Genomic DNA, 13,308 nt, shown 5'->3' with positions numbered 1-13,308 from the left:
TTGTCATGGCGAAGCAGAAGTCGGGGGAGATTATTGTCGGCCTCGACATCGGCACGACGAAGATTTGCGCCATCGTCGGGGAGCTGACCGACAGCGGTATCGACATCATCGGTATCGGGACGCATCCGTCGAAGGGGTTGCGCAAGGGCGTGGTGGTGAACATCGAGGCGACCGTCTCCTCCATCCGCCGCGCGATTGAAGAGGCGGAGCTGATGGCGGGCGCGGAGATCTCCCACGTCTACACGGGCATCGCCGGTGGCCACATCAAGGGCTTCAACTCCCAAGGCATCGTGGCGGTGAAGGACAAGGAGGTCCGCGAGGCGGACATCGCGCGCGTCATCGACGCGGCGAAGGCGGTGGCCATCCCCCTGGACCGGGAGGTCATCCACGTCCTGCCCCAGGAGTTCATCATCGATGACCAGGGCGGCATCAAGGAGCCCCTGGGCATGGCGGGCGTGCGCCTGGAGGCCAAGGTGCACATCGTCACGGGCGCCGTCTCCAGCGCGCAGAACATCGTCAAGTGCGCGAACCGGACGGGCCTGAATGTCTCCGACATCGTCCTGCAGCCGCTGGCGAGCGCCGAGGCGGTGCTGGGCGAGGACGAGAAGGAGCTGGGCGTGTGCCTCGTCGACATCGGCGGCGGCACCACGGACATCGCCATCTTCTCCGGCGGCTCCATCGTCCACACGGCGGTGATTGCGCTGGGCGGCAACAACCTCACCAGCGACATCGCCATCGGCCTGCGCACGCCGGCCCATGAGGCCGAGCGCATCAAGCAGAAGTACGGCTGCGCGCTGGCGTCGCTCATCAACAAGGACGACACGCTGGAGGTGCCGAGCGTGGGCGGTCGTCAGCCTCGCGTCCTCGGGCGGCAGATTCTGTGCGAAATCCTGGAGCCGCGCGTGGAGGAGATCTTCCAGCTCGTGCACCGTGAGATTCAGAAGTGCGGCTACGAGGACCTGCTGGCCTCGGGCGTGGTGATTACGGGCGGCTCGACGTTGTTGGCGGGCATGCCGGAGCTGGCCGAGGAAGTGCTCGGGCTGCCGGTGCGCCGGGGCATGCCGCGCGGCATCGGCGGGTTGGTGGACGTGGTGAAGAGCCCCATGTACGCGACGGGCGTGGGCCTGGTGGTCTACGGCGCCAAGCACCTGGACCGGCGCATGTTCCGCATCCGCGAAGAGAACGTGTACAAGAAGGTGAAGGGCCGCATGCGCGAGTGGCTCGAGGAAATCTTCTAGCGCCTCGGGACGCAGCCGCGTCCTGGCGTCACGCGAAGGGGCTCTCCGGAAGGAGGGCCCCTTTTGCTTTTGGCGGTGCGCGTCACGGTTCTGCCCGACGCAGGGCCTTGGCTGACACGTCAACGGGGACCCGTCGCCCTGGGTTGACGGGTCAAAGCGAGCCCGCAAGGTCCTACCCAGGTGGGTCATTCGGTCCGGTTTCCAGAATCTGGATCCGTGATTCGGATCCACCGCTCCGTCTCAGAGGGGAGGGGCGAGGGACCCCCCCTGGGCCGGGGTAGGACCAGAAGTGGACGGAGGGTGGCTCCTGGATTGCTATGTGGGATCAGCGCCGCCCGGGCCCCACTTCACTCCGCGCGGCCCAGGCCTATGAAACCGAACCCACAAACTCCTACTTCGCTGGTCGAGTCGCGGCGCGTACGTGCTCGCTTGCCCGCCGTCGGCCTGCTGGCGCTCTTGTGTGCCGCGCTGGTGGCCCCCGCCGCGCATGCCTCGGCCGATACCTTCCACCTGGGTGACGGCTCGGATGGTGCGCTCACCGTCAACGCGCCCGGTACCATCGTCAACACCTATACGCGGGTGACGGCGTTGGTTCCGGCCGGCCAGAACTTTGTCACGGTCGCCTCGTCGACGGGCTTCGCGGTGAACGACCTGGTGCTGGTGTACCAGTCGGCGGGCCTCACGGCGCCGGCCTCGGGCAGCCAGACGCCCATCGACCTGACCGCGGCCGGCAACGAGGCGGTGGGCCGGTGGCAGTTCGGGCGCGTGCAGGCGTTGACAGCGACGCGCCTCACCTTCACCGCGCCGCTCACGGTGGCCTTCGCGGCCAACACCGGGACGCAGGCCATCCGCGTTCCCGAGTACTCCACGGTGACTGTCAACGCGGCGGGAAGCCTCGTCGCCAGGCCGTGGGATGGAACCACGGGTGGCGTGCTCATCTTCCTGGCCACGGGCGCGGTGAACAACGCGGGCTCCATCTCCGCGACCAACACGGGCTTCCGCGGCGGCATCTTCTGGAATGGTGATGGGGATGGCTGCACCGGTCTCAACCAGACCTATCCGGGCGGCGCGCCGAAGGGCGAGGGCGCGGTGTTGGCGAGCTACGACAACACCTTCCCGTTCACCGCGGGAACGACGGGCTACGGCAACATCGCCAACGGCGCGGGCGGCGGCATCTGCCACAACTCGGGGGGTGGTGGCGGCGGCAGCGCGGGCGCGGGCGGCAAGGGTGGCCGGACGTGGAGTGGCGATACCATTCCCTCCCGTGACGTGGGCGGCCTGGGCGGCACGCGCATGGACTTCAGCGCGGTGGACAAGCTGCTCTTCGGTGGTGGTGGCGGTTCGGGCCACAGCAACGACGACTTTGGCGGCGGGGGCAGCGCCGCGGGCGGCATCGTGTTCATCCGCGCGGCCTCGCTGGCTGGCGCGGGGACGATTTCCTCCAATGGCGTGGCGGGTGAGAACGCTCGCGACGACGCCAACGACGCGGCGGGTGGCGGTGGCTCGGGTGGAACGATTTATCTGCGCTTCACTGGCGCGCTGACCTGCGGCGCCAACCAGGTGTCGGCGCGCGGTGGCAACGGCGGTAGCACGACCTTCGCGGAGCACGGCACGGGTGGTGGCGGTGGTGGTGGTCGCATCCTGCTCCAGGGCGGCACCGTGACCTGCTCCCCCGCTGTCACGGGCGGCACCCCTGGTACGCAGCCCACGGCGGGCGCTCCGGACGGCCTCACCTACGGCGCCATCGCGGGCAGCCCCGGTGTCATCACCATCCTGACGGGCCCCTTCGCGACGCCGACGGCTCCGGTGGTCGTGACGCCGGCCAACGGCTCCGTCACGGGTGTGCGTCCTCCCATCACCGGCACGGCGACCCCGAACTCCACGGTCATCATCTCCGTGGACGGCGTGGAGCTGGCGCGTGTCACGGCGGATGCCGCGGGCAACTTCACGTACACGCCGGTCGTGGACCTGACGACGGGCGCCCACACGGTGAATGCCGTGTCCGTGCTGAATGGCGCCTCGAGCGTGGTCAGCAACACCAACACCTTCACGGTCAACGCCGCGCTTCCTCCGCCGGTCGTCGTCACTCCGGCGAACAACGCGGTGCTCACGACGGCGCCGACGCAAATCACCGGCACGGCGTCGGGCGGCGCCACGTCCGTGGTGCTCACCATCAACGGCACGACGTACCCGGCTGTCGCGGTGACGGGCGGTAACTGGACGTTCCCGATTCCCTTCGCGGTGCCGGACGGCGTCTACAACATCTCGGTCGTCTCGCAGGATGCGACCCGTACGAGCACGGCCACGACGTCCACCTTCACGGTGGACACGGCGACGACGGTGACTGTCACGACGCCCGCTGAGGGCGCGGTGCTGACCAACGGCGTGGTGACCTACTCGGGCACGGCGGAGCCGGGCGCCTCGGTGGCGGTGGTGGTGGATGGCGTCACGGTGGGTATGGTGACGGCGGCGGCGAACGGGACGTGGTCTGTGCCAGTGGCCGCGGCGCTGGCGGACGGGCCGCACTCGGTGACGGCGACGGCGACGGACGCCCAGAACCACACCGCGACGGACACGAACGCCTTCACGGTGGACACGGCGACGTCGGTGAGTGTCACGACGCCGGCCGAGGGCGCGGTGCTGACGAACCCGGTGGTGACGTACTCGGGTACGGCCGAGCCGGGCGCCTCGGTGGTGGTGGTGGTGGATGGCGTCACGGTGGGCACTGTGACGGCGGCGGCGAACGGCAGCTGGTCGGTGCCGGTGGCCGCGCCGCTGGCGGACGGGCCGCACTCGGTGACGGCCACGGCGACGGATGCGCTGAACCACACCGCGACGGACACGAATGCCTTCACGGTGGACACGGGCACGTTCGTGAGCGTGACGACGCCGGCCGAGGGCGCGGTGCTGACGAACCGGATCGTGACGTACTCGGGTACGGGTGAGCCGGGCGCCACGGTGGTGGTGCGCGTCGATGGCACCACGGTGGGCACGGTGACGGTGCCCGCGAATGGAATCTGGTCGCTGCCGGTGGCCGCGCCGCTGGCGGACGGGCCGCACTCGGTGACGGCGACGGCGACGGATGCGCTGAACCACACCGCGACGGACACCAACGCCTTCACGGTGGACGCGACGACGAACGTGAGCATCACCACGCCGGCGGAGGGCTCGACCACGAGCAACCCGGTGGTGACGTACTCGGGTACGGGTGAGCCGGGCGCCACGGTGGTGGTGAGCGTCGATGGCACCACGGTGGGCACGGTGACGGTGCCCGCGAACGGCAACTGGTCGCTGCCGGTGGCGACGCCGCTGAGTGACGGGGCGCACACGGTGACGGCGACGGCGACGGACACGAATGGAAATACGGCGGCGGACACGAACGCCTTCACGGTGGACTCGGGCACGTCGGTGAGCATCACCACTCCGGCGGACGGTTCTACGGTGACCAACCCGGTCGTGACGTACTCGGGTACGGGTGAGCCGGGTGCCACGGTGACGGTGGTGGTGGACGGCACCACGGTGGGCACGGTGACGGTGCCGGCGAACGGCATCTGGTCGGTGCCGGTGGCGACGCCGTTGGGCGAGGGGCCGCACTCTGTGACGGCCACGTCGGAGGACACGAACGGCAACACGGCGTCGGACACGAACACCTTCACGGTGGACTCGACGACGAACGTGAGCATCACCACGCCGGCGGAGGGCGCGGTGCTGGATGACGGCGTGGTGACCTACTCGGGCACCGCGGAGCCGGGCGCCACGGTGACGGTGGTGGTGGACGGCGTCACCGTGGACACGGTGACGGCGGGCCCTGGCGGCGACTGGTCCCTGCCGGTGGCGACGCCGCTGGGCGAGGGTCCTCACACGGTGACGGCCACGGCGACGGATACGAGTGGCAACACGGCGTCGGACACGAACACCTTCACGGTGGACTCGACGACGAACGTGAGCATCACCGCTCCGGCGGACGGCGCGGTGCTGGACGACGGCGTGGTGACGTACTCGGGTACGGGTGAGCCGGGCGCCACGGTGACGGTGGTGGTGGACGGCACCACGGTGGGCACGGTGACGGTGCCGGCGAACGGCATCTGGTCGGTGCCGGGCGTCTCGACGCTGGGTGACGGACCTCACACGGTGACGGCCTCGGCGGAGGACGCCAACGGCAACACCGCGACGGACACGAACACCTTCACGGTGGACACCTCGACGAACGTCAACATCGTCTCGCCGGCGGATGGCTCGACGGTGGGCGACCCGATGGTGACGTACTCGGGTACGGCGGAGCCGGGCGCCACGGTGACGGTGGAAGTGGATGGCACGGTGGTGGGCACCACGACGGCGGCGGCGAACGGCAGTTGGTCGGTGCCGGGCAACTCGTCGCTGGCCGAGGGTCCTCACACGGTGACGGCCACGGCCGAGGATGCGAACGGCAACACCGCCACGGACACGAACAACTTCACGGTGAACACGTCGACGAACGTGAGCATCACCACTCCGGCGGACGGCTCGACGGTGAGCAACCCGGTGGTGACGTACTCGGGTACGGCGGAACCGGGCGCCACGGTGACGGTGGTGGTGGATGGCACCACGGTGGGCACGGTGACGGCGGGTGTCGACGGCAGCTGGTCGGTGCCGGTGTCCACGACGCTGACGGACGGCCCGCACACGGTGTCGGCCACCGCCGACGACGGCGAGGGCAACACCGCGACGGACACCAACACCTTCACGGTGGACACGGCCACGACGGTGAGCATCACCACGCCTGCCGAGGGCGCGGTGCTGACCAACGGAGTGGTGACGTACGTGGGCACCGCGGAGGCGGGCGCCACGGTGACTGTCACGGTGGATGGCACGGTGGTGGGCACGGTGACGGCGGCCGCGAACGGCTCCTGGACCTTGCCGGTGGCCGCGGCGCTGGCGGACGGTGCGCACTCGGTGACGGCCTCGGCGGAAGACACCGAGGGCAACACCGCGACGGACACCAACGCCTTCACGGTGGACGCGACGACGTCGGTGAGCATCACCACGCCGGCGGACGGCTCGACGGTGACCAACCCGGTCGTGACGTACTCGGGTACCACGGAGCCGGGCGCCACTGTCACGGTGGTGGTGGACGGCACCACGGTGGGCACGGCGACGGCGGGGGCCGACGGCACCTGGTCGGTGCCCGTGACGACGCCGCTGTTCGACGGGCCTCACACGGTGACGGCCACGGCGACGGATACGAGTGGCAACACCGCCACGGACACGAACACCTTCACGGTGGACTCCGTGCCGGACACGCGCATCACCGCGAGCCCGCCCGTGAACACCGCCAGCACCGACGCGGAGTTCAGCTTCAACTCCGTTACGGGAGACCCGCGTGACACCTTCGAGTGCTCGCTCGACGGCGCGCCCTTCGCCCTCTGCACCAGCCCCATCAACTTCACGGGCCTGCCCGAGGGAACGCACACCTTCCAGGTGCGCGCGGTGGACGCGGACGGCGACGTGGACCCCACGCCCGCCAACTTCATCTGGTCCATCGGCCTGGACACGGACGGCGACGGCCTGACGGACACGGAGGAGATTGCGATTGGCACGGACCCGAACAACCCGGACACGGACGGCGACGGGGTGTCGGACGGCATCGAGGTGGAAGTGGGCGGGACGGATCCGCTCGACGACGACTCGGATGACGACGGTCTGCTGGATGGCACCGAGGACAAGAACCACGACGGCATCGTCGACGCGGACGAGACCGACCCGAACGAGGCGGACACGGACGGCGACGGCATCCAGGACGGCACGGAGCTGGGCCTCACCGAGGGCGAGGGCTCGGACACCGACGCCACCATCTTCATCCCCGATGCGGACCCGACCACCGTGACGAACCCCCTCAACCCGGACACGGACGGCGGCAGCGTGCGTGACGGCGTGGAGGACGCGAACCACAACGGCCGCATCGACCCGGGCGAGACGGACCCGAACCTGGCCGCGGACGACGTGGACTCCGACCTGGACGGCGTGAGCGACGAGCGCGAAATCGAGCTCGGCATGGACCCGCATGACGCCGACAGCGACGACGACGGCGTGCCGGATGGCCAGGAGGCCCTCACCGACACGGATGGGGACGGCATCATCGACGCGTTGGATCCGGACAGCGACAACGACGGCATCAACGACGGTACCGAGCGCGGCGTGACGCGGGAGACGGCGCCTCCGGGCACCAACGTCGACTCGCCGAACTTCGTGCCGGACCTGGACCCGAGCACCACCACCGACCCGAGGAACCCGGACACGGATGGTGACGGCCTGAACGATGGCCGCGAGGACGCGGACCACAACGGCCGCGTGGACGCCACGGAGACCAACCCGAACGACGCCGACACGGACGACGATGGTCTGAACGACGGCGTGGAAGTCCTGGGCTCCAACGCGACCAACCCCCTCAACCCGGACACCGACGGTGACGGCCTGAACGACGGCCGCGAGGACACCAACCACAACGGCGGCTTCGACAACGGCGAGACGGACCCGAACAACCGCGACACCGACGCGGGTGGCGCGAGCGACGGTGAAGAGGTCAACGGCGGCACCAACCCGCTGGTCGGCGATGACGACTTCATCGTCGTGGGCCGTGGTTGCAGCACGGGCGGAGCGGGCACCTTCGCGCCGCTGGCGCTGCTGTTCCTGGCGCTGCCCCTGTTCGGTCGCCTCCGCCGCGTGGCGGGGCGCTCGTCGCGGGGCGTGGCGGCGGCCGTCACCGGAGGCCTGGTCCTCGCGGGGACGCTCGCGGCGCAGCCTGCCCACGCGCAGGTGACGACGCCGGGCCCCGTGTCGCAGTCCATCGACGTGCAGCGCTTCAAGCCGGGTCCGGGCGCCGAGGACATCCTCGGCATCCACAGCGCCCGCGTGCAGCGCCACCTGGGGTTGAACCTCGGCCTGTCGCTCAACTACGGGAGCAAGCCGCTCAACTTCCTGGACCCTCGCTCGGACCGGTTCATCACCGCGCTGGTGAGCCGTCAGCTGGGCATCGACCTGATGGGCGCGGTGGGTCTGTTCGACCGCTTCGAAATCGGCGTGATTCTGCCCGTGACGATTCAGGGCTCGGACCCCGCTCCGCAGGTGGACGCGTCCTTCTCCCAGGGCGTGGGCGGCGGTGGTATCGGCGACCTGCGCCTGGTTCCGAAGGCGCGCCTGATTGATGGGGAGCGCTTCGGCCTCGCGCTGGTGGTGCCGGTGACGCTGCCCACGGCGGGTGGCAACGACTTCCTCGGAAGCTCCGGGGTGGGCGTGCAGCCCAAGCTGGTGGCCGAGTACGGTGAGAAGGTCCGCTTCGCCGCCAACGTCGGCGTGGACATCCGCGAGAAGCAGGTGCTGCGCAACCTGACGGCGGGCAACGCCTTCACCTACGGCCTGGGCACGGAGATTCCCTTCACGCTGGGCCGGGTGCCGCTGTCCGCCGAGGCGACGGTGATTGGCGCCATCGGTCTGGACGAGCAGGACTCCGAGGAGAGCCCGCTGGAGCTGCTGGCCGCGCTGAAGTACCGCGCGGTGAGTGGTTTCACGGCGCACGTGGGCGGTGGACCGGGCCTCACCCGGGGCTACGGCACGCCGGGTTACCGGCTGCTGGCGGGCTTCGGTTACAGCCCTCCGCCCGAGCCGAAGAAGGCGGCGCCGCCTCCGCCCGTGGACACGGACGGCGACGGCCTCTACGACCCGGACGACCAGTGCCCCACGCAGCCCGAGGACAAGGATGGCTTCCAGGACGCGGATGGCTGCCCGGACCCGGACAATGACCAGGACGGCATCCTCGACGGCGACGACAAGTGCGTGAACGAGCCGGAGACGAAGAACGGCTTCCAGGACGAGGACGGGTGCCCGGACGAGGCTCCGCCCGTGGACACGGACGGCGACGGCATCTTCGACCCGGACGACAAGTGCCCGAACCAGCCCGAGGACAAGGACGGCTTCCAGGACGCGGATGGCTGCCCGGACCCGGACAACGACAAGGACGGCATCCCGGACGTCGCGGACAAGTGCCCGCTGGAGCCGGAGGTCATCAACGGCGTGGCGGACGAGGACGGCTGCCCCGACAAGGGCAAGGTGAAGGTCCAGGTGGATGGCGAGCGCATCCTCATCCTGGAGAAGGTCTACTTCGCCACGGGCAAGGACATCATCCTCCCGCGCTCCTTCCCGCTGCTGAAACAGGTGGCCGCGGTGCTGCGCGCCAACCCGCAGGTGGAGCTGCTGCGGGTGGAAGGCCACACGGATGACCAGGGCAACGACGCGTCCAACCTGGACCTGTCCAAGCGCCGGGCCGCCAACGTGCGCGCCTTCCTGGTGAAGGAGGGCATCGACGCCGCCCGCCTGGAGTCGCAGGGCTACGGCGAGACGAAGCCCGTCGACAGCAACAAGTCGGCGAAGGGCCGCGAGAACAACCGCCGCGTGGAGTTCAACATCGTCCGCATCGGCAAGGTGGAAGTGGAGCGCCCGAGCCCCTGATGTCGCCGCGCCGCCCCGGGCGCCCACCGCGGTGCCCCGGGGCTGACAGCCGAAGTCGCTGACCCGAGGGTGGTTCCGGCAAGTCGTCCGGAGCTGCCCTCTGTTTTTCGCGCGAGGGTCGTCCGCCACCCGGAGTCGGAGGCGCGTGACGCTCCGTGAAGACCCTGCACGTGTGTCGTGGAACAGGGGGGAAAGGGGTGGCGCCAACGCGGGGAGACCTGCCAGGGTGAGCCGTCAGGCGCGAGTCAAGGGGCGAAGTGGACCCGCCACGCCACGCTGCTTGCTTTCGGGGCCGCTGCGTAAGTCCGCGTCAGGACTCGGCGCGGTGCCATCCCGCTACATGTGCGTAGCGGAATACTTGCCAAAGATCCCGACTTGCTGATGATTGCGGAGGTTGGAGGCTTGCGCGCTGCACCGCGTGACGCCCGCCGAAAGGACCGCCATGGACCAGTTCGATCAGAACAAGCAGGCCGCCAAGATTCGGGTCGTAGGGGCGGGTGGGGCCGGCTGCAACGCGGTCAACACGATGATTCTGTCCAAGCTGGAGCGCGTGGACTTCATCGCCGCCAACACCGATATCCAGGCGCTGGCCGCCAGCAAGGCGCCCACGCGGCTGCAACTGGGCCAGACGCTGACCAAGGGCCTGGGCGCTGGCGCCAACCCGGAGATGGGTCGCGAGGCCGCGCTCGAGTCGCGAGATCAGATTGCCGCGGTGCTCGAGGGCGCCGACATGGTCTTCGTCACGGCGGGCATGGGCGGCGGCACCGGCACGGGCGCGGCGCCCATCATCGCCGACATCGCCAAGAGCCTGGGTTGCCTCACGGTGGGCGTCGTCACCAAGCCCTTCCTCTTCGAGGGCAACAAGCGCCGCAAGCAGGCCGAGCAGGGCATCGTCGAGCTCAAGGCCGCGGTGGACACGCTCATCACCATTCCGAACCAGCGCCTGCTGTCGCTCTCCAACGAGCCCATGCCGCTGTTGGAGACCTTCAAGCGCGCGGACGCGGTGCTGCTGAATGCCGTGCAGGGCATCAGCGACCTCATCCAGTACCACGGCTACATCAACGTCGACTTCGCCGACGTGAAGACCATCATGAGCGACAAGGGCCTGGCGCTCATGGGCACGGGCCACTCGTCGGGTGACAAGCGCGCGCTCAACGCCATGCAGCAGGCCATCTCCAGTCCGCTGCTGGAGGACGTCTCCATCGACGGCGCCACGGGCCTGCTCATCAACATCACCGGCGGCCGGGACATGACGCTCCAGGAGGTCAACGAGGCGTTGACCCTGGTCCACGACGCGGCGGACAGCGAGGCGGAGATCATCTTCGGTTCGCTCATCGACGAACAGATTCAGGATGAGGTGAAGATCACCATCATCGCCACGGGCTTCGTGCACCGCGACGCGCCCAAGGTGCGCATGGTGACGCCGGCGGTTCAGGTCCCCCTGGCGCGGCCCGCGCAGCAGTCGGTGCTCATCCACAACGCGCGCGAGGAGGTGGCCAGCCTGGTCCCCGCGAAGAGCGGCGCCTCCCGCCCGATGTCGACGGTGGACAACAGCAAGTCCGTCAGCAACCGGACGTCCGTGGTGAAGGACTCCGCGCTCCCGTTGGATGAGGACCAGTTCGACATCCCCACCTTCCTGCGCCGCCAGGGGCAGACCGAGCTCCCGTAGCGGCAGCGGGGCGGCGCTAGCGGGCGGGCAGTCGCGCCACGCTGGCTTCGTCGCGGCCGGCCAGCTTGTCCGCGCGGGTGAAGAGCGTATCCAGCTCTTCGTAGAGCGCGTCGATGCGCTCCTGCTTGCGGGGTGCCGGAATCACGCCGCCACCGGCCAGTTCCTCCAGCCGGGCGCTGGCGCGCTGCAGCAACTGGAGCGCCTTGAGGAGCGACAGCCCTCGGCGCGTGCCTTCCTGGGTGAACAGCGTGCCGCTCTGAGTGAGCGCTTCGAGCGTGCCTCGGACGCTGCGGACGCGGTCCGACTGGCGGGTCCGGTAGAGGTCCAACCGACGCGCGCGGCGAGCGCCATGGAGGTCGACCACGCCAACGCCGGTGCCTGAGGAAGAGGTGGGCTTCACGGTGTGGCAAGGTACGTCATGCCTTCGTAGAGCCGCAAATTTACTGGACTGTAGGGACCTGTTGCACGCCTGCTCGCGCCCTTGTCAGGGAGGGGGGCGGGGGTTAGGTTCGCCGCCCTTTCGCACACGAGGGCATGCGCCATGTTCCAGAAGTTGCTCATCGCCAACCGGGGTGAAATCGCGCGTCGGATTGGCGCGGCGGCCCGGCAGATGGGGCTCAAGACGGTGGCCGTGTACTCGGACCCGGACGTGGAGCTGCCGTTCGTGAAGGAAGCGGACGAGGCCGTGCGCATCGGCCCCGCTCCCGCGAAGGACAGCTACCTGAGCATCCCGGCGATTCTGGAGGCCGCGAAGAAGACGGGCGCGCAGGCCGTGCACCCCGGCTACGGGTTTCTGTCCGAAAACGGAGACTTCGCCCAGGCGTGCAAGGACGCGGGGCTCATCTTCGTGGGTCCGCCGCCGGAGGCCATGGCGCGGATGAAGGACAAGAGCCAGGCGCGCAAGCTGGTGTCCGCGGCGGGCGTCCCGGTGGTGCCCGGCAGCGAGGGCCTGGTGCCAGACGTGGCCACCGCGCTGTCCGAGGCGGAGCGCATCGGCTACCCGGTGTTGTGCAAGGCGGCGGGCGGCGGCGGCGGCATCGGCATGGCGGCGGCGAACAACCCCGCGGAGCTGGAGAAGGTGTTCCGCCAGTGCACGGACCGGGCGAAGTCCGCCTTCGGCCGTGAGGGTGTGTACCTGGAGCGCTACTTCCCCGCGCCTCGCCACATCGAGGTGCAGATTCTGGGGGACCACCACGGCCACCTCATCCACTGCCTGGAGCGCGAGTGCTCCATCCAGCGGCGCCACCAGAAGGTGGTGGAGGAGGCGCCGTCCGTGCTGTTCGCGGACGGGAAGAACGCGGAGCTGTCCCAGAAGCTCTTCACGGCGGCCGTCACCGCGGCCAAGACGTTCGGCTACGCGAACGCGGGCACGGTGGAGTTCCTGTACTCGGACGGGCAGGTCTACTTCATCGAGATGAACGCGCGCCTCCAGGTGGAGCACCCGGTGACGGAGCTGACCACGGGGCTGGACCTCATCGGCTGGCAGCTGCGCATCGCCGCGGGCGAGCACCTCACGGTGAAGCAGGAGGACGTGGTGCGGCGCGGGGCGGCGTTGGAGTTCCGCATCTACGCGGAGGACCCGGTGAAGTTCTTCCCGTCGCCGGGGCCGCTGAAGGTGTTCCAGCCGCCCACGGGCGAGGGCGTGCGGCTGGACGCCGGCTACGCCGAGGGCAACACCGTCACGCCGAACTACGACCCGCTCATCGCCAAGCTCATCATCTCCGGCGCCACGCGCGCGGAGGCGATTGAGCGCTCGGTGACGGCGCTCCAGTCGTTCCGCATCGAAGGCATCAAGACGAACATCCCGCTCCACCTGCGAATCGTTCAGGATGCGGCCTTCAAGGCCGGCGAGCTGGATACGCATTTCCTGGAGCATCACGCCAAGCCGGCGTAGTGGCAGGCTCCTGTTTCATCACCCCT

Annotated in this window: 5 protein-coding genes; 4 read left to right on the top strand and 1 reads right to left on the bottom strand. The window is 69.4% G+C overall.

Annotated features, from left to right (window positions below):
- Positions 1-5 precede the first annotated feature (5 nt).
- From ftsA to ftsZ, 3 genes are all read left to right on the top strand, one after another.
- Positions 6-1,238, top strand: coding sequence for a cell division protein FtsA (gene ftsA / locus G4D83_RS13815; protein WP_141648320.1), 1,233 nt, complete (start codon positions 6-8; stop codon positions 1,236-1,238).
- Positions 1,239-1,607: 369 nt separating this feature from the next.
- Positions 1,608-9,719 carry an adventurous gliding motility protein AgmC gene (gene agmC, locus G4D83_RS13810; protein WP_163865209.1) on the top strand — a complete coding sequence of 2,704 codons (8,112 nt, stop codon included), beginning with the start codon at positions 1,608-1,610 and terminating at the stop codon, positions 9,717-9,719.
- 442 nt (positions 9,720-10,161) lie between these two features.
- Positions 10,162-11,388 carry a cell division protein FtsZ gene (gene ftsZ / locus G4D83_RS13805; RefSeq protein WP_163865208.1) on the top strand — a complete coding sequence of 409 codons (1,227 nt, stop codon included), beginning with the start codon at positions 10,162-10,164 and terminating at the stop codon, positions 11,386-11,388.
- 16 nt (positions 11,389-11,404) lie between these two features.
- Here the strand turns inward: ftsZ and G4D83_RS13800 are convergent, their stop codons facing one another.
- Positions 11,405-11,752 carry a hypothetical protein gene (locus tag G4D83_RS13800; protein ID WP_141648356.1) on the bottom strand — a complete coding sequence of 116 codons (348 nt, stop codon included), beginning with the start codon at positions 11,750-11,752 and terminating at the stop codon, positions 11,405-11,407.
- Between the two features lie 177 nt (positions 11,753-11,929).
- On the opposite strand from G4D83_RS13800, the gene G4D83_RS13795 reads away from it, so the two are divergent.
- Positions 11,930-13,282, top strand: coding sequence for an acetyl-CoA carboxylase biotin carboxylase subunit (locus G4D83_RS13795; RefSeq protein ID WP_163865207.1), 1,353 nt, complete (start codon positions 11,930-11,932; stop codon positions 13,280-13,282).
- Positions 13,283-13,308 lie beyond the last annotated feature (26 nt).

It is taken from the genome of Myxococcus eversor, from assembly GCF_010894455.1.
GTDB classification, from domain to species: Bacteria; Myxococcota; Myxococcia; order Myxococcales; family Myxococcaceae; genus Myxococcus; species Myxococcus eversor.
Note: the sequence above shows the minus strand (reverse complement) of the source record. Positions and strands in the feature narration are given on the sequence as shown.

Excerpts from the sequence above, each read along its gene's own strand:
- ftsA (WP_141648320.1), top strand. The coding sequence starts at position 6 with ATGGCGAAGCAGAAGTCGGGGGAGATTATTGTCGGCCTCGACATCGGC.
- ftsZ (WP_163865208.1), top strand. The coding sequence starts at position 10,162 with ATGGACCAGTTCGATCAGAACAAGCAGGCCGCCAAGATTCGGGTCGTA.
- G4D83_RS13795 (WP_163865207.1), top strand. The coding sequence starts at position 11,930 with ATGTTCCAGAAGTTGCTCATCGCCAACCGGGGTGAAATCGCGCGTCGG.
- agmC (WP_163865209.1), top strand. The coding sequence starts at position 1,608 with ATGAAACCGAACCCACAAACTCCTACTTCGCTGGTCGAGTCGCGGCGC.